The 17,223-nt window shown below is 42.3% G+C and carries 15 protein-coding genes; 9 read left to right on the top strand and 6 right to left on the bottom strand.

Going from position 1 to position 17,223, the window contains the following annotated elements:
- The first annotated feature begins 112 nt into the window (after nucleotides 1–112).
- Nucleotides 113–3,109: a translation initiation factor IF-2 gene (gene infB, locus P2W76_RS02585; RefSeq protein ID WP_276345919.1), complete on the top strand. Its 2,997-nt coding sequence runs from the start codon at nucleotides 113–115 to the stop codon at nucleotides 3,107–3,109.
- Nucleotides 3,110–3,156: 47 nt separating this feature from the next.
- Nucleotides 3,157–3,996: an FkbM family methyltransferase gene (locus P2W76_RS02580; RefSeq protein ID WP_276345918.1), complete on the top strand. Its 840-nt coding sequence runs from the start codon at nucleotides 3,157–3,159 to the stop codon at nucleotides 3,994–3,996.
- Nucleotide 3,997: 1 nt separating this feature from the next.
- Here P2W76_RS02580 and P2W76_RS02575 read toward each other — a convergent pair whose 3' ends face one another.
- The 3 genes from P2W76_RS02575 to P2W76_RS02565 all read right to left on the bottom strand — a co-directional run bounded on the left by P2W76_RS02575 (nucleotide 3,998) and on the right by P2W76_RS02565 (nucleotide 7,690).
- Nucleotides 3,998–4,798 (bottom strand): hypothetical protein, encoded by an 801-nt coding sequence (locus tag P2W76_RS02575; protein WP_276345917.1) that lies wholly within the window; start codon nucleotides 4,796–4,798, stop codon nucleotides 3,998–4,000.
- Between the two features lies 1 nt (nucleotide 4,799).
- The gene (locus P2W76_RS02570) at nucleotides 4,800–6,635 is read right to left on the bottom strand and encodes an ABC transporter ATP-binding protein (RefSeq protein WP_276345916.1); all 1,836 of its coding nucleotides are present in this window, start codon (nucleotides 6,633–6,635) and stop codon (nucleotides 4,800–4,802) included.
- Nucleotides 6,636–6,697: 62 nt separating this feature from the next.
- Complete coding sequence (locus tag P2W76_RS02565; RefSeq protein WP_276345915.1) at nucleotides 6,698–7,690, bottom strand: glycosyltransferase; 993 nt, start codon at nucleotides 7,688–7,690, stop codon at nucleotides 6,698–6,700.
- A 57-nt stretch (nucleotides 7,691–7,747) separates the two neighbouring features.
- Between P2W76_RS02565 and meaB the strand changes: the two genes are divergently transcribed.
- Nucleotides 7,748–8,638, top strand: a complete 891-nt coding sequence (gene meaB, locus P2W76_RS02560) for a methylmalonyl Co-A mutase-associated GTPase MeaB (RefSeq protein WP_276345914.1) — start codon at nucleotides 7,748–7,750, stop codon at nucleotides 8,636–8,638.
- A 3-nt stretch (nucleotides 8,639–8,641) separates the two neighbouring features.
- Here meaB and P2W76_RS02555 read toward each other — a convergent pair whose 3' ends face one another.
- Complete coding sequence (locus P2W76_RS02555) at nucleotides 8,642–9,931, bottom strand: aminopeptidase P family protein (protein WP_276345913.1); 1,290 nt, start codon at nucleotides 9,929–9,931, stop codon at nucleotides 8,642–8,644.
- Between the two features lie 160 nt (nucleotides 9,932–10,091).
- Here P2W76_RS02555 and P2W76_RS02550 point away from each other — a divergent pair, with 160 nt between their 5' ends.
- The 6 genes from P2W76_RS02550 (at nucleotide 10,092) to P2W76_RS02530 (ending at nucleotide 16,488) form a co-directional block, all read left to right on the top strand.
- On the top strand, nucleotides 10,092–11,474 hold the full coding sequence (locus tag P2W76_RS02550; protein ID WP_276345912.1) for an OmpA family protein: 1,383 nt from the start codon (nucleotides 10,092–10,094) through the stop codon (nucleotides 11,472–11,474).
- A 78-nt stretch (nucleotides 11,475–11,552) separates the two neighbouring features.
- Nucleotides 11,553–11,696: a DUF6728 family protein gene (locus P2W76_RS17900; protein ID WP_346429819.1), complete on the top strand. Its 144-nt coding sequence runs from the start codon at nucleotides 11,553–11,555 to the stop codon at nucleotides 11,694–11,696.
- A gap of 39 nt (nucleotides 11,697–11,735) precedes the next feature.
- Nucleotides 11,736–12,116 carry a RidA family protein gene (locus P2W76_RS02545; protein ID WP_276345911.1) on the top strand — a complete coding sequence of 127 codons (381 nt, stop codon included), beginning with the start codon at nucleotides 11,736–11,738 and terminating at the stop codon, nucleotides 12,114–12,116.
- Nucleotide 12,117: 1 nt separating this feature from the next.
- The gene (locus P2W76_RS02540; RefSeq protein WP_276345910.1) at nucleotides 12,118–13,023 is read left to right on the top strand and encodes an EamA family transporter; all 906 of its coding nucleotides are present in this window, start codon (nucleotides 12,118–12,120) and stop codon (nucleotides 13,021–13,023) included.
- 23 nt (nucleotides 13,024–13,046) lie between these two features.
- Entirely contained in the window at nucleotides 13,047–15,152 is a 2,106-nt protein-coding gene (recG, locus tag P2W76_RS02535) for an ATP-dependent DNA helicase RecG (RefSeq protein ID WP_276345909.1), read from the top strand.
- 61 nt (nucleotides 15,153–15,213) lie between these two features.
- Nucleotides 15,214–16,488: an MFS transporter gene (locus P2W76_RS02530; protein ID WP_276345908.1), complete on the top strand. Its 1,275-nt coding sequence runs from the start codon at nucleotides 15,214–15,216 to the stop codon at nucleotides 16,486–16,488.
- Nucleotides 16,489–16,750: 262 nt separating this feature from the next.
- On the opposite strand, the gene P2W76_RS02525 is transcribed toward P2W76_RS02530, so the two are convergent.
- Both P2W76_RS02525 and P2W76_RS02520 read right to left on the bottom strand, forming a co-directional pair.
- Nucleotides 16,751–16,966, bottom strand: coding sequence for a PLDc N-terminal domain-containing protein (locus tag P2W76_RS02525; protein WP_276345907.1), 216 nt, complete (start codon nucleotides 16,964–16,966; stop codon nucleotides 16,751–16,753).
- On the bottom strand, nucleotides 16,963–17,187 hold the full coding sequence (locus P2W76_RS02520) for a PLDc N-terminal domain-containing protein (protein ID WP_276345906.1): 225 nt from the start codon (nucleotides 17,185–17,187) through the stop codon (nucleotides 16,963–16,965). The genes P2W76_RS02525 and P2W76_RS02520 overlap by 4 nt, the downstream gene beginning before the upstream one ends.
- Nucleotides 17,188–17,223 lie beyond the last annotated feature (36 nt).

Below are 17,223 nucleotides of genomic sequence, written 5' to 3'. Positions count from 1 at the left end.
ATGCCAGATAGTAAGCAGGAATTAATCTTTGATACCTGATACTTGATTCTTGATACTGAAACAAAGATAAAAACCGTACTTTTGTACAAAAATAAGCGAGGTTAAATAATAAATGTCAGAAGGTAAAAGCACAAATTTACTTAAAACTGCGAAAGAGCTGAATATAGGCTTATCTACAGCGGTTGAGTTTTTAGCGAAGAAGGGTTACAAAGTTGAAGCCCGTCCGAACACTAAACTCACGGATGAGATGTATGATGTTCTTTTAAAGGAGTACCAGGGTGATAAGATCGTAAAAGAAGAAGCCAAACAGATTGTTATAGGCAAGATTCGTCGCGATGATCTGCCTGTTACACCTGAGAGGGCTGAACCGCAGCCACGTTCAAAAGATTTTGAACAGGAAGAGATCCTGATCAAGAACGTGAGTTCGTATACGCCCCCTGTGGTTGAAAGGCCAAAGTCTGCTCCTGCCGAGCCTGCTGCTGAACAGCAGAAGCCCGATGAGGGTGCATTACCTGGTGTGAAAATAGTTGGTAAGATCAATCTGGATGATCTTAATTCTAAAACACGCCCTGATAAAAAGCCTGTTGAAGCAGAAAAGCCAGCGGTTCAACCGGAAGCTCCAGTTGCTCCACCCGTACCAGCGGAACCAGTAAAAGCTGCTGAACCTAAAGCCGAACCAGTTGAGCCTGTAAAGGAGGTAGAAAAACCGGTTGAAGTTTCTAAACGGGTTGTTGCTGAAACTGAAGACAAACCTCAGGCGAAAGCTGAGCCTGCTGCAGAAGTTAAACCAGCAGAAGAAAAGATAGAGAACAGACCAAATACGCAGGAAAGTAACCCTGATGCAACGGTTATACGGGCTAAGGCGGAACGCTTAAGCGGGCCGAATGTAATTGGAAGAATTGAACTGCCAGTTACGCCTGCACGCCGCGGACAACCCGTAGCCTCGTCGTCAAGTGCGGCTGGTGCAGATCATAAGCGCAAGCGTAAACGTAAGGATAACGTTCCCGGACAGCCGGGTGGGAATCAACAACCCGGAACCAATCGGCCGGCACCAGCTCCCGGAGCTCCCGGAGGAGGATATCAGGGTAATCGCCCGGATTTCAGAAATGCAAGACCGGGCCAAAATACTCCCGGCGGTGCACGTCCTGATTTCAGGAATAAGCCGCGTACAGATAGTACTCCTAAAGCCGAGCCAACAGATAAAGAAATACAAGACCAGATAAAAGCCACACTGGCGCGTTTAAGCGGTGCAGGTAAATCAGGAAAATTCGCTCAGCGCGCTAAACTTCGCCGTCAAAAACGTGATGATGTTGCGCAAACAGCGGAAGAGGCAGCAATGGAACTGGAAATGCAATCCAAGACTATAAAGGTCACGGAGTTTGTAACAGCCAACGAGCTTGCTTTAATGCTTGATGTTCCGGTAACACAGATCATCTCAACCTGTATGAGCCTGGGAATGTTCGTATCGATCAATCAAAGGTTAGATGCGGAAACTCTGACTATTGTTGCGGATGAGTTTGGTTACGAAGTAGAATTCGTTAAACCGGAGGATGAGGAAAGCGGACTGTTGGAAGAAGTTGATACCGAAGAGTCATTAGTTCCAAGAGCACCGATAGTTACCGTAATGGGTCACGTCGATCACGGTAAAACATCATTACTTGATTTTGTACGCAAAACCAACGTTATTGCCGGTGAGGCAGGGGGTATTACTCAGCACATCGGTGCTTATGAGGTAACACTTGAGAACGGCCGTAAGATAACATTCCTTGATACACCTGGTCACGAAGCCTTTACTGCGATGCGTGCCCGTGGTGCCATGGTAACAGATATTGCAATTATTGTAATCGCGGCTGACGATAGCGTTATGCCTCAAACACGTGAGGCTATTAATCATGCGCAGGCAGCTAATGTTCCGATTGTGTTCGCCTTTAGTAAGGTAGACAAAGCCGGAGCAAACGCAGATAAGATCAGAGAGCAATTGTCGGCGATGAACATCCTTGTCGAAGACTGGGGTGGTAAATATCAGAGCCAGGAAATTTCCGGTAAAACGGGTGCGGGTATAGACCTTTTATTAGAAAAGGTATTACTCGAAGCAGATCTGCTCGAACTTAAAGCTAATCCTAATAAGCGTGCTGTGGGTAGCGTTATAGAAGCAGCTTTAGATAAAGGACGAGGTATTGTAACTACCGTCCTAATACAGGCGGGAACGTTGAAGGTAGGCGATCCGATCCTTGCGGGGGGGTATTCCGGAAGGGTAAAAGCGCTGCATAATGAACGTGGAGTAAAGGTGGACAAAGCAGGTCCTTCGACGCCGGTACAGGTTCTTGGTATGCAGGGAGCACCAACTTCCGGAGATAAGTTCAATGTAATGGAAAGTGAAGTTGAAGCGCGCCAGGTGGCAAACAAGAGACTTCAATTACAGCGCGAGCAGGGATTACGTACACAGAAACACATTACCCTTGACGAGATCGGCCGTCGTCTGGCGATCGGTAACTTCAAGGAGCTTAACGTTATTGTTAAGGGTGACGTGGATGGATCTATCGAAGCACTTTCGGATTCATTATTGAAACTATCAACCGAACAGATACAGGTTAATATCATACATAAATCAGTAGGCCAGATCTCCGAATCGGATGTTTTGCTGGCTTCTGCCTCAGATGCGATCATCATAGGTTTCCAGGTACGCCCTTCGGCCAGTGCCCGCAAACTCGCAGAAGCAGAGCAGATCGATATCCGGCTATACTCTATCATTTACGATGCCATCAACGAAGTTAAAGCTGCGATGGAGGGAATGCTTGATCCTGAATTTGAAGAGAAAATTACTTCAAACGTTGAGATCCGTGAGGTATTCAAGATCAGTAAAGTGGGTACTATCGCAGGTTGTATGGTACTCGACGGTAAGATCACCAGGAATAGCAAGATACGTATCATTCGCGATGGCGTGGTTATCTACACAGGTGAGCTGGCTTCGTTAAAACGTTTCAAAGATGACGTAAAAGAAGTTGCCACAGGCTACGAGTGCGGTTTGAACATTCAAAACTTCAACAACATTGAAGTTGGCGATATCGTCGAGTCGTATGAGCAGGTTGAGGTGAAGAGGAAATTATAGGTTTTAACATAAATTGGAAAAGCGGTCTGCGATGATCGCTTTTTTTTTTGAATATTTTATTACTGAATAAGAACGGCGTGGGTTTAAGAAAGACAATCAAAAGGAACTATTTTAAGCTACTACAGGTTGCAGGTAATAGTGTGGACATTAATTTAGAACTGTCAATCATTGCTGCCAATCCAAGATCTCAAAAAGGTACAACCAATATATTTGGAAAGCCTTTTATATATCATGACGGCGCAAGTTTTACGGCTACCTATAAAGAGCTTTTTGATTCGAATATATATGAGTTCAAGCCTTCAAGGGATGCCAGAACGATAATTGATTGTGGAGCTAATATGGGTTTAAGTGTCCTGTATTTTTCTCAAAATTATCCGAATCATCAGATAATAGCATTTGAACCTGATCCTGAGATATTTAGCATCTTAAAGGAAAATATAGAAACGTTCAACTTGAAAAATGTCACCGCTTACCAAAAAGCAGTTTGGGATAAAGTGGATGTTTTAACGTTTTTTGCCGATGGAAAAATGGGAGGCAGGCTGGAAAATACATATAAACACGCAAAGCCAATTAAAATTGAGACTGTTCCGTTGACCGATTTCCTCAGTGCCGATGTAGACTTGTTAAAGATTGATATAGAGGGTGCCGAAGGAGTTGTTTTGAACGGCTGTCGCAACGAATTACATAAAGTTCGGCATATATTCTTTGAATATCATAACAGCATCAAGGAACCTCAGACGCTGCATAAGTTACTGGAATTAGTATCTGAGCAGAGCTTTACCTATTACATTAAAGAATCTGATATTCGTAAAAAGCCATTTATTGATGAACACAATATAGCGGAAGCTTTTAATATGGCACTGAACGTATTCTGTTATAAGAAGTAGCTTATATCTTCCCCGTATACTTAAATCTTAGTTTGTAATACTGTCTCGCAAGACCCTTTACAATTCTTATATTCATTAATAAACTCATTAATTGATTTGAAGTGACATAAAAACTTGTCATTGTCGACCGGATGTATCTGCTTCGGAAGAAAGATGAATATTTCAGCGATAGTTTCTCAGAGAGATTATAAAAAGATTTATCCATAATACCCCTGCCGTTGTGTACGATATGAAAATCTATGGCGAATGCCGAATAGCCCAGGCATTCGGCGATAAGGCATATATCAGTTCCATATAAATGAAACCCCTCAAGGTCACCTGCTACGGCCAGATTAGCAGATGCTTTAATCAGCAGGAAATTTTCGTCGAGTGATTGAACTTTTGACGGTAATAATCCAGAGCGATGAGATTGCTTATCATAATGAGTAATTACCATAGAAATATTATACATGTTATTAACTCCTGCATTTCCCAGAACAGCCCAATCCGGATCCAGGCTCGAAACCAGTGTAATCTGATCTTCAAGCTGCCGGCGATCATCAATAGTAATTAAGACATCCTGATGGCAAATAATGACGAATTCGCCCTGGGACTCCCTTAGAAAACGGTTTATACTGCCAAAAGCTTCGAATTCATTCCCGTCAGAATTATCTGCATAGAGGTATTGGCAGTCCATTTCAGTGAAACCTGCTTTTACGAATGACTCCACCATTCCGGTATACTCCGCCGGCTTAGTTACCAGTGTGCATATGGAAAACCGGAATTTAAAGTTTTCAGTTTTTGATATTTTTAGTGGCGGCATCTTAGCTGCTAAAAGTTTGCATGTCAACAAGCTTTTTATATAACCCTTGGTTATCCATTAATTCATGATGCTTTCCTTCCTCAACAATCTGTCCTCCATCGATAACAATAATACGATCAGCTTCCTTGATTGTGCTTAGACGATGAGCAATTACAATAGAGGTTCTGTTTTGCATTAACTTTTGCAAGGCTTGCTGAACAAGTTTCTCTGATTTCGTGTCAAGTGCAGATGTGGCTTCGTCCAGTAATAGTATAGGAGGATTACTCAGTACCGCCCTAGCTATGCAAATCCTTTGTTTCTGCCCCCCCGAAAGTTTCATTCCTCTGTCCCCGATATTGGTTTGATAGCCATGCTCACTACTTAAAATAAATTCATGTGCATTCGCAATCTTTGCTGCCTCGTGGACTTCTTTTTCAGATACCGATCTTCCAAACGCAATGTTATTAAATATAGTATCATTAAAGAGAACAGATTCCTGATTTACTATACCCATCAAGGCCCTCAGATCTGTCATCAGAATATCTTTGATATCAATATCGTCAATAAGAAGCTTACCTGAGCCAGGATCCATAAAGCGGGGAAACATATCCATCAATGTTGTTTTTCCGCCTCCGGAAGGGCCAACCAAAGCAACCGTATTTCCTTTGTCGACGGCAAAGCTGATTTTATTCAGTACTTTTTTACTGCCATAGGAAAAAGACACATTTTTAACTTCAATTGAGTTAGAAAAAGAATTTTTATTGATGGCCCTGGTCGAATTAGTAATATTCTCAGGAGCATCCAGTAATTGAAAAACTCTTTCCCCGGCAGAGATGCCCTGTGAAATATTTCCAAATGCCTCTGAAAATGCCTTAGCAGGGGGGATGATCTGCGAAAAAATTATAATATAACCTATAAATTCCGCACCCTGTAATTCAGACCCCTCCGCGAGAATAAGTGTTCCACCATAAAATAATAATGCAGCAACCGTTATTACTCCCAGCATTTCTGAAACGGGGGACGCCAGCAGAACTCTGCGCGCCAATCGCCTGTGTATCCTGCTTGCATGCATATTCACCTCACTAAACTTCTTTTGCATGTATGACTCTGCATTGAAAGACTTGATGATCTTCACTCCACTTAAGCTTTCCTCAATACTTGATACAAGGGCACCCTGTGATTCCTGGGCAGCCGTGGCATGCTTTTTCAAGCGTTTAACAATGGTTGTGATTAATATGCCTGATATGGGAATCAGTACCAGAGCAAAAAGAGTTAATTGGACTGATATAGCAAAAAGAACAGCAAAATTTAAAATAATTGTTATCGGCTCGCGGAGAATGACCTGCATGGAACGTATAATAGAATCCTGTATCGTAATCACGTCTGTCATAAATCTTGAAATAAGATCGCCTTTGCGTTGACTGCTAAAATATTGAATATCAATGTCGGTCAGCTTTTTGAAAATACTATTGCGGATTCGCGTAATTATCACTAACCTGAAATTCTCAATAACTCTCATAGAAAGATATTTAAACAGATTGCTGAGAATTACCGATGCGACTATGATTGCGCAAACCATTTTTAACGCTCCCACCTTACCCGCGCTATCAATTACAGCTTGAAAATGATAGTAAAAGACGTCTTTGAAATAGGACAAGCTAAAATCAAAAACTGGCGCTACCTGGGGCGCCTTAGCTCCAAATTCGCTAGTCTGATTGAACAATAACTCGAATACAGGTATCAGCAACGTAAAATTCAAGAGACCGAAAATTACTCCTAAAATAGATGTTATAAAGAAAGGAACAGCGAAGTTCTCTATGGGTGTCGCAAAGCGCAAAAGTCGAAAAAAAGTCTTCATTAATCGGGATTAGCGTGCAAAGTTACTCATTTGGAGAGTACTCCTTATGCATATTACAATGCTCATGCATTCCTTTTAAGAATGTTGGTATTTGTTTCGGAGATAGAGTTTCTTATTTTGTCAACCACCTTGCGAAGACTTAAGCTGGTCTGGGTGATTTTACTCAGTTTACTAATTTTGACTTTTGAGCTCCTGACTCCATCGATGTTTCGTATAAAGTCAACAAAAGACCTCAAATAATCAAAACGAAATGTGAGTACCCTGAAAACCAGTTCGAGTAAAGTTTGAATATACCATCCTATCAGCGATAAACCTTGCAAGTGAATTGCATGAAAGTACATTTTGTTGCGGTTATAGATCTGTCTTATAAAGTCTTTTTTGTTTTTAGACGTAATACTCGTGGACGTCTTGTGACGGCAAACTGCGCCAGGTTCAAAGTAGCATTTCCATCCCATCCTCCAGGCTCTTATGGAAAGATCTACATCTTCCATGTAAAAGGGACTGAACAGCTCGTCAAATCCATTAAGACTAAGTATTTTTTTTCTGTCTACCAAGGCATTTGCCCCCGAGAGATACATGCTGTAAACAGGGTTGTTCGAATCGGGTAAATGATTGACAGAGGTTTTAAGCTTGAAGCCTTCAAACTTCGGATACTTCGCTCCATCCTGCACAATATCATCATGCCAGCCAATAATCTTACCCATTACCCCGAATGTATCGGGCATCTGGAAATACTTAAATTGATCTGTGAAATAATTATCTGTGAGTTTAACATCGCTGTTAAGCAACAAAACCAGTTCGTATTTACATTTTGCTATACCCCGGTTAATGGTAATGGAAAACCCTGAATTTCTTTCGTTGGTTAATACCGAGGTTCCTGGAAAATTTTGTTTCAGATAATTCACTGAATCATCGGTTGAGCAGTCGTCACTAATTATAATTTCAAATTGCTTGCCGGATTGCTCCAGTGCCCGGATCAGTGGTGGAAGGGTTTCTGGAAATAGATGCACACCATTATAGTTCGGAATGACAACTGAAATGTTCAAATCTTTCAAATCTGAAGGTGTGATAAAATTCCTTTATTTGTACAAATTTAGATAAAATATAGGTTAATGGCGATATCGCTCCCGGAAATGGTAGTTCAGGTAAGATCAGGTAATTTCAAAAGCCTTGCTCGTGCTTTAACCATTGTTGAGAATGACCTTGCCGGCTCCGCCGAGTTTTTGAAATCCCTCACTAACCGAGAAACGCCGGTTATTGGCATCACTGGTCCGCCGGGTGCGGGAAAAAGCAGCTTGGTAAACGGATTAGTAAACTATTGGTCTGGAAATGGGAAGTCGGTTGCTGTTCTTGCGGTAGACCCTACTTCTCCCTTTAATCTGGGATCACTACTCGGCGACAGGATCAGAATGTCGGAGCAATTCAACAAGAAAAATGTTTTTATCCGGTCAATAGCCACCAGGGGTTCTTTAGGAGGCCTTTCCAGTAAGACCATTGAAATGACCGACGTGCTGAAAGCTGCAGGTTTTGATTATATTTTGATAGAAACGGTGGGGGTAGGGCAGTCTGAAGTAGAGATAGCTGGTCTTGCAGATATCAGCGTTGTTGTGCTTGTGCCTGAATCGGGAGATGAAATACAAAACATTAAGTCGGGATTGATGGAAATTGCCGACATATTTGTGGTAAATAAGTCTGACAGGGAAGGCGCAGATACTTTTGCTAATAACTTGAAAAATCTCGTTCACGGGAGACCGCAACTTATTCCCGTTATCAAAACAACTGCAAACCGCTCTGAAGGAGTTCGCGACCTGATATCTGCCATCGAGAGTCACACAATTACAAAAGCCGATCGGAAACCCTTTTTACTGGCGGAAAAAGCGTGGAAATTGCTGCAGTACAAGCGAATGAAGAGCGTCGACCGGCAAAAGCTGTTTGACGAGATTAACCTGGCATATAAAAACCCTGATTTTAATCTTTATCAGTTTATTGAATCAATAAACTGACGATCAGGAATTCATAATCTCTTCAATTTCCTCAGCTTCTAAGGGAATATCGTCCATCAGATCAATATTGCCATTTTTCATGAGAACGATATTGTTTTCAAGCCTTATGCCCAATCCTTCCTCAGGAATGTATATGCCGGGTTCGCAGGTTAAAATATTCCCCTCTTCGAATGGTTTGTAGCGACTGGCAAAATCATGCACGTCTATTCCTAAATGGTGGGACGTGCCATGCATGAAATATTTCTTGTATAGCGGCATGGCAGGATCTTGTTTTGCTACGTCATGTTTGTCCAGCAAGCCAAGCGTAAGCAATTCTGAGGTAACAACCTTACCAACCTCATTATGATAATCGTTCCATACAACACCAGGAGCAAGCATTTTTTTGGCCTCTCTCATTATCTTGAGAACGGAGTTATAAACTTCTTTCTGTCGTGTAGTGAATTTACCGTTCACGGGTACCGACCGGCTCATGTCCGCGTTATAGTTTGCATATTCAGCTCCGAAATCAAATAAGATTACCTCGCCGTCTTTGCAAACCTGGTTATTGTCGGTATAATGAAGGATGTTGGCATTCTTTCCTGATGCGATTATCGGTGCATAAGCGTGTCCTGTAGACCGCTGGCGGATGAATTCATGAATTATTTCTGCCTCGATCTCGTATTCGGCAACACCGGGTTTTATGAACTTAAGTATCCTGATGAAGGCATCCCTGGTAATACTACATGCTTTTTTTGTAAGTTCTATCTCTATTTCCGATTTAACGGGACGGAGATCCCGCAACAAGGGAGCCGCACGTTCATAGTGATGAAGCGGATAATATTTCTTTATTTCTTCGATAAATCGAATATCACGGTAAGGTACCTGATGAACATAACGATCGTTTTCATTTGTGTTAAGATAGATCTTATCTGCGTAATTTATAATGGATGGCAGGATTTTCCAAAGATCGTCCAGCCAGAATATATTTTCTATTCCCGATATTTTTTTTGCTTCGCTTGTTGAAAGCTTATGTCCTTCCCAAACTGCAATGTGTTCATTGGTCTGTCTTAAAAATAGTACTTCTCTGTATAGTGGATTAGGACAGTCTGGAAATAATAGCAAAACAGACTGTTCTTGATCTATGCCACTTAGGTAAAACAGGTCTGGATTCTGTTTAAACACATGATTTTGATCACCGCTTCTGGGAAACTCATCATGGGATTGAAATATGGCTATTGAGTTGCGGGAGAGCTTATTCGTGAAGTTTTTGCGATTTAGTCGAAATAGTTGGTTGTTGATTGCTGGGTATTTCATTGTAGCAACAAATTATGATGGCAAATAAAACTCTAAAAGAAAACAATTGTTGTTGAAAAATAATTGGAACAGTATTTGTTAATTTGCACATGTCAAACTTATGACTATTTTTGTGTAAATTACATTAATAAAAAATTGTTAACCTTTAAAAAAACAAAGTATGAATTATTCTACAATTAAGAAAGCCGTTGCGTTTTCGTTAGTAGCAGCCTTAGGCTTTAGCGGTGTCGCTAATGCCCAGGACGCCACTTCGACGCCGGCGAGTTCGTCTGCCAAAATATTTGGCGGAGCAGGACAGTACAGAACATGGAGTCTGGGAATTAATGCAGGTGTTTTAGCACCGATGGTTGCTATTGGCGGTACTAACGACTTCAACAAGGTGAATCTTGAGTTAGGTTACGGCTTGTCACTTCGTAAACAACTTGGCCACTCTTTCGGACTTCAGTTTGATGCTGTGCGCGGAGAGCTTTCAGGTGAAAACGATCCTACTAAATCATTTGTTCCAGCTGGAAGTTACACTTCTTTCGAAACAGATCTTGCTTACGCATTATCTCTTGCAGGAACTGTAAACGTTGTTACAGTTGATTTCCTTAAAAGAGAAAACAATTTGAACTTCACTGCAAAAGCAGGTTGGGGTATCGTTGGATTTGCTCCTAGAGTTCCGTTTGACTGGAAAGGTAAAGCAGGTGATAACCGTGATGAGAAATATGTTCAGGAGTCTTTCTACCCAGTTGGTGTGGGAGCTAAATTTAAAGTTTCTGAGCGTGTAAACTTTGACTTAGGATACACCATGAACTTCCTTGATGGAGATAATCTTGATGGGATTTATGCAAAACCTAATTCTAAAGACAAATGGTCTTACGCTTCAGCTGGATTAGAATTCTCTTTAGGTTCTACTGCTAAGCCAAGTTTAGACTGGGTTAACCCTGTAGCTTTAATGTATGATGAATTAAAAGATCCTACATTACGTCAGGAAGTTGAGGCTCTTAAAGGCCGTGTTAGTGCTCTTGAAGCTCAGGATCTGTTAAAAGATTCAGATGGTGACGGTGTTGCTGATAAATTAGACAAGTGCCCTAACACTGAAGCTGGAATTAAAGTTGACGGTTCAGGTTGCCCTCTTGATGTGGATGCTGATGGTATTCCAGATTCAAAAGATGCTTGCCCTACTGTTAAAGGTACTGCAGAATACAACGGATGCCCTGCTCCTGCTGGTGTAGTTGGTTCTACTATCCAGTTCGAGTTTGACTCTTCTGTATTAAGAACTGATGCGTTCCCAACATTAGATAAATTATCTTCTGATCTTAAATCAAATTCTTCAGCACGTGTTCAGTTAGATGGCCACGCTTCATCAGAAGGAACTACTGAGTATAACATGACTTTGTCTAGAGATAGAGCAAATTCAGTTAAGACTTACCTGGTTAACTCTGGTATCGCTGCAAGCAGAATTTCTACAACAGGATTTGGTGAAAGCCGTCCGGTAGCGTCTAACGCAACTGAGTCTGGTCGTGTTCAAAACCGTCGTGTTGAGTTCAGAGTACAATAACAATATTGTATATAAGCATATTGTAAAGAGTCCCGTTCCGTTATTCGGAACGGGATTTTTTTTTATAAATTTGTTTAGATGTACTTTTTTAGAAAACAGGACCCAGACCGGCCAACTAGTTTTAATCTGCGTGTCATGCATTATATAAATGCACTAGCTATTATTATGTTCATCGGCGGAATACTGTACAAGTTATTAGACTGGTTTATCTTATCCAAGTAATGAGACTCCTGTTACTATCGCTAACATAGATTCTTCTTTATGAAATCTATAACTTACACTAAGAATGCTCCTTCACCGATAGGACCATATAGCCAGGCGGTTAAAGCCGGTAATATGCTTTTCCTGTCCGGGCAAATCGCAATTGATCCCGAAACGAACGAGCTTGTCGAGGGAAATATTGAGGGGGAGACTGAACGGGTTATGCTAAATATCAAAGCACTTTTGGCCGCTTCTGGTTTTTCCTTCGGAGATATAATAAAGACAAGTATTTTTCTGAGTGATATGAACCATTTCGCCGCAGTGAACTCTGTTTACGGCTCATATTTTGAATCTGATTTTCCGGCAAGGGAAACAGTTGCCGTTCTTGGATTACCCAAGAATGTCAATGTAGAGATTTCAGTTATTGCTTATAAAGCCTGAATTGAAGGCAAACAGAAGTAAATACTTTTTGGCTGCGTTAGTAGCTGTAGTTATTTGGGGCTTCTTCGCAATTCCCCTTAGAGTCATTAGTGATTATAAACCCGAAGACATCCTGTATTACCGGGTATTCATTTCGCTGGTTATTACTTGGATCGTTATCTTAACTTTCCGGCTTAAGTATCTAAGGAAAAATATAGAGGATCTCAGGGCAGATTCCCGCAAAGAACGAAAAAGGTTAATATGGCTAACTATTTTCGCAGGCTTTCTTATCACAGGTAACTGGTTTACTTACATCTACGCGGTCAATGAGGTCAGCCTAACGTCGGCAGCTTTTGCCTATATGGTATGCCCTCTTATAACAGCAATTGGTGGTTTTTTTATTTTGAAGGAGCGTCTTTCAGGGTTACAACTACTGGCTCTGGGTCTTGCCGTGATTAGCATTATTGTACTTTCTCAGGGCTCTGCGAAAGAGGTGTTATGGTCCGTTTTGATTGCATCTCTCTACGCTTTCTACCTGATTATCCAGAGGGTGATGGGTAAAGTCGACAAGCTGGTTATGCTTGGAATACATTTACTTATTGCTACACTTGTCATACTGCCCTTATTCCTGGCTGACTTTCAGGCCCTTCCCGCAGACCTGCATTTTTGGCTGATTATAATATTGATTTCAGTTGTATTTACCATAGTCCCTCTGTTTTTGAGCCTTTATGCTCTTATTGGGATGCCCTCTTCTACACTGGGGATCATCATTTATCTAAATCCCATCGTTGCTTTTGGTGTAGCATTTTTCTATTTTCACGAAGGAATTAATTCCCATCAGTTATACGCTTATACCATGCTTGCGATCGCTGTGGTAGTATTTAACTGGAGTACCATTAAAGAATTAGTTAAAAGGCCTGTTGAATAAACATCAGGAAATACCAGCCGGAAGTGACAGAACATATCTTAAAGACGCCGGTTGAATATCTAAAGGGCGTCGGTACGCAGCGCGCTGATATTCTAAAAAAGGATCTGGGTGTATTTACCTATGGTGATCTTCTTGAGCATTATCCATTTCGCTATATAGACCGTACCCGTTTTTATAAGATTCGGGAATTACATGGGGAGCTCCCGGCAGTGCAAGTTTTAGGCAGGATTGTTTCAAAAGAAATTCTTGGCGAGAAGCAGACAAAGCGTCTCGTAGCACAATTCAAGGACGAAACGGGCAGTATTGAACTCGTCTGGTTCCAGAGTGTAAAGTGGATAGATAAGACAATTCAGGTGGGCTCAGTGTACATGATTTTTGGAAAGCCAGGCGTTTTCAACGGGCGGGTTTCTGTGACCCATCCAGAAATAGAACAGTATCAGCCTAAGGCAATAAACAGGGGTAATCTTACCCTGCAGCCGGTTTATAGCTCCACCGAAAAACTTAAGCAATTTAATCTCGACAGCCGAGGTTTGCAGAAGATCCAGGCCCACCTGATCGATCAGGTAATACGTCAGGTGGACGAAACCCTCCCGGCCTACGTATTGGCCGGGCATAAACTGATGAGCCGCCAAAGAGCTCTATTTAACATTCATTTCCCGGATAATACAGAGTTGCTCAGGTCGGCTGAAAGAAGGCTTAAGTTTGATGAGCTATTCTTTATTCAATTAAAGCTATTACGAACCAAGTTATTACGCACTCATAAATTCAGAGGAGCCGTTTTCTCCATTGTAGGCGACAAGTTTAATACTTTTTATAATGAGCGGCTTCCCTTCTCCCTGACTGAAGCCCAAAAAAGGGTGATCAAAGAGATCAGGCAGGATACGCAGAAAGGAATACAAATGAACCGATTGTTGCAGGGCGATGTCGGCAGCGGCAAAACGGTTGTCGCGCTAATGATGATGCTTTTAGCAATAGATAATGGCTTCCAAGCTTGTATGATGGCACCCACTGAGATCCTGGCCCAGCAACATTATCTCTCTATTAAAGCATTAGTTGGTGATGGTCTTGTGGAAGTTGAAATTCTAACCGGATCGACTTCTAAAAAATCGAGAAAAGCACTGCATGAGCGACTCGAAAATGGTTCACTCCATATTTTAGTCGGAACGCACGCGTTGATCGAAGACGCAGTGCAGTTTCAGAACCTGGGGCTCGTGGTTATAGATGAGCAGCACAGGTTTGGCGTGGAACAGCGTGCCAAGCTTTGGCGGAAGAACTCCATTCCTCCTCATGTTTTGGTTATGACCGCTACACCGATTCCACGCACCCTTGCCATGACTTTGTATGGCGACCTGGATGTTTCTGTTATTGACGAATTGCCCGCAGGCAGAAAGCCAATAAAGACAGTTCATATGTACCATAACCAGCGCCTCCGGATGTTTGGTTTTATGCGTGAAGAAATAGCAAAGGGCCGGCAAATCTATATTGTATATCCTCTGATCAAAGAAAGCGAAAAGCTCGATCTGCTTTACCTGGAAGCGGGCATAGAAGCAATCAGCAACGAGTTCCCGTCGCCTTTATATAATATCAGTATCGTCCATGGAAAGCTGACAGCCAAAGAAAAGTCGTCAGAGATGGAGCGCTTTGTTAGAAGGCAAACTCAGATTATGGTTGCTACAACAGTAATTGAGGTAGGCGTAAACGTTCCTAATGCGAGTGTCATGATCATTGAAAATGCCGAACGTTTTGGCCTGTCACAGCTCCATCAACTGCGGGGTCGGGTCGGCCGGGGAGCGGAACAATCTTTCTGTATATTGATGTCTGGTAATAAGCTCAGTCAGGATGCAACAGTACGGCTTGAGACGATGGTGAGAACCAATGACGGCTTTGAGATAGCCGAAATAGATCTTCAGCTTCGGGGGCCGGGTAATATCGAGGGCACTCAGCAAAGTGGTGTGCTTGATCTCAAACTTGCAGACCTGGCTTTAGATCAGCAGATATTAACGGAAGCACGACAAACGGTGATCAAGGCGCTGGAAAAAGATCCGGAGTTAAAAAATGAAGAAAACAAACTATTAAGTCAGTATTTTGAGCGTAAGTCAGGTGGTATAAGTTGGGATAAAATATCCTGAGCCAGCGTTTATAAAACACCTTAGAATATAAACCAAATGCCGGATAATTGCTTTACTAAAAATGGATGATATACCCCCGGTCAGAACCAAAACTGATCCTTATATAGCATTGAGATTCCCGGAGTTTCGCTCCTACATTGCTATGCGTTTTCTTTTCACTTTTGCCTACCAGATCCAGGCCGTTGTAGTAGGCTGGTACATCTATCAGCTTACTAAAGACCCATTATCACTTGGTCTCATCGGACTTGCAGAAGCAATACCTTCTATTACAGTAACGCTCTACGGCGGATACGTTGCCGATAAGTCGAACAAAAAGACCATGCTTATAAAGATCATGGCGACGATGTTAGTATGTTCTTCAGTTCTGGCTTTCGTCACATCGAAAGAGGCCTTGAGTATACTATCCCAGACGTTGATAATTACCGTCATGTATCTTATGATCTTTTGTATCGGTCTCGCGCGCGGATTTTATTCACCCACCGCTTTCGCCACCATGGGACAGATCATTCCAAAAGAACATTATCCGAATTCGTCCACATGGAACAGCGGGGCCTATCAGTTAGGGTCTATTGTTGGCCCGGCAGCCGGAGGTCTCCTCTACGGCTTCGGGGGAATAACATCTTGTTTTGTCGTAATTATATCATTTATTACGATGTCGCTCACATGTATTATTTTCTTTATTAAAAGCCATCCGGTGAAGTTTATCCCCAAAGAGAGCATATATAAAAGCCTGGAAGAGGGGATCCGTTTTGTGTTTAAAAGTCGTATGTTGGTTGGAGCACTAAGTCTTGACATGTTTTCCGTGTTCTTTGGCGGAGCGGTGGCATTGATGCCGATCTTTGCTCACGATATTTTAAAGGTGGGGTCAGAAGGATTGGGCTTACTGCGTGCAGCGCCGGCTCTGGGAGCGGTAATCACCATGTTTATAATGGCGAAATATCCCCCCATGAATAAGCCCTGGAAAAATCTGCTGCTCGCAGTAAGTGGGTTTGGTATCTGTATCATCGCGTTTGGCCTGTCGCGAAATTTCTACCTTTCCTTGCTTATCCTGTTTTTCGAAGGTGCCTTCGACAGCGTCAGTGTGATTATCCGGTCCACCATTCTTCAAATCTTAACACCCGACGAAATGAGGGGGCGGGTATCGGCGGTAAATTCAATGTTCATAGGGTCGTCCAATGAGATCGGGGCCTTTGAATCGGGAGCCACGGCCAGGCTTATGGGAACCATTCCATCGGTGTTGTTTGGCGGATCAATGACACTGATAATCGTATTTGTCACGTACCTTAAGACAAAGAAATTAATTCCATTGAGTTTAAAGCAGATCAATCTGGATTAAGGTATTCGACGCGAATTCTTTCCCGATTTATCCGGGCCTGCCTGCGTAGGCAGGGTCTCGTCCTGGCACGCGGACTGCCACAGGTGTAGACCGGTCTTTGTCGTTTGTTTAATTCACTATGATAATTAATTCAGCTTCGCTAGATGCGTGCTTCCACGTTTAATTTGCAGAGGACGCGGGCTGCGCCGCGTCTATGACGAGATCCCTGATCAAGTCAGGGAAGAGCCGCAACCGACCATTAAGGAACTAATTCAATCAAAAATTAAATCGTGCTTTGGTGCTTTCCCCAAAACAGATACGCTAAACACCCGAGTACCGGTGCAAGCAGTATCACGATCAGCCAGAGGAGCTTTGTGTTTAAAGGAAAGTTGCTTTTAAACAGGTCCATCAAGGTGATGATGAGCAGGATAAACCAGATTATTGCGAAAATAAACCTGAAAAGACCGCCGATAAAAAGGACAATGCTTAGTGTGATCATACCATTTTTTGTTTTCTTCCCCAGAGAAGATAAGCTATTGCTCCAAGGTACGGAGCAATAATGATAAAAACAATCCAGGCAAATTTCTGAATAGGCGTTAGGTTTGGGGATCTGAGGCTGTCGATAATTGTGAACGGAACCAGTACCAATAAAATGAGTATGGCAAATATCACCATAGCGATTTCTGATGGTCCGAATTCCAGGCTTATTGCGCAAAGCATAATTTAAGTTTTAAAACAAACAGCCAATAGCCTGTT

This window comes from Daejeonella sp. JGW-45, from assembly GCF_029360805.1.
GTDB lineage: Bacteria > Bacteroidota > Bacteroidia > Sphingobacteriales > Sphingobacteriaceae > Daejeonella.
This window is presented reverse-complemented; position numbering and strand designations above follow the sequence as displayed.

Coding starts and splice junctions, on each gene's coding strand:
- P2W76_RS02530 (WP_276345908.1), top strand. CDS start 15,214: ATGGATGATATACCCCCGGTCAGAACCAAAACTGATCCTTATATAGCA.
- P2W76_RS02545 (WP_276345911.1), top strand. CDS start 11,736: ATGAAATCTATAACTTACACTAAGAATGCTCCTTCACCGATAGGACCA.
- P2W76_RS17900 (WP_346429819.1), top strand. CDS start 11,553: ATGTACTTTTTTAGAAAACAGGACCCAGACCGGCCAACTAGTTTTAAT.
- P2W76_RS02525 (WP_276345907.1), bottom strand. CDS start 16,966: ATGATCACACTAAGCATTGTCCTTTTTATCGGCGGTCTTTTCAGGTTT.
- P2W76_RS02555 (WP_276345913.1), bottom strand. CDS start 9,931: ATGAAATACCCAGCAATCAACAACCAACTATTTCGACTAAATCGCAAA.
- meaB (WP_276345914.1), top strand. CDS start 7,748: ATGGCGATATCGCTCCCGGAAATGGTAGTTCAGGTAAGATCAGGTAAT.
- P2W76_RS02575 (WP_276345917.1), bottom strand. CDS start 4,798: ATGCCGCCACTAAAAATATCAAAAACTGAAAACTTTAAATTCCGGTTT.
- infB (WP_276345919.1), top strand. CDS start 113: ATGTCAGAAGGTAAAAGCACAAATTTACTTAAAACTGCGAAAGAGCTG.
- P2W76_RS02570 (WP_276345916.1), bottom strand. CDS start 6,635: ATGAAGACTTTTTTTCGACTTTTGCGCTTTGCGACACCCATAGAGAAC.
- P2W76_RS02550 (WP_276345912.1), top strand. CDS start 10,092: ATGAATTATTCTACAATTAAGAAAGCCGTTGCGTTTTCGTTAGTAGCA.
- P2W76_RS02520 (WP_276345906.1), bottom strand. CDS start 17,187: ATGCTTTGCGCAATAAGCCTGGAATTCGGACCATCAGAAATCGCTATG.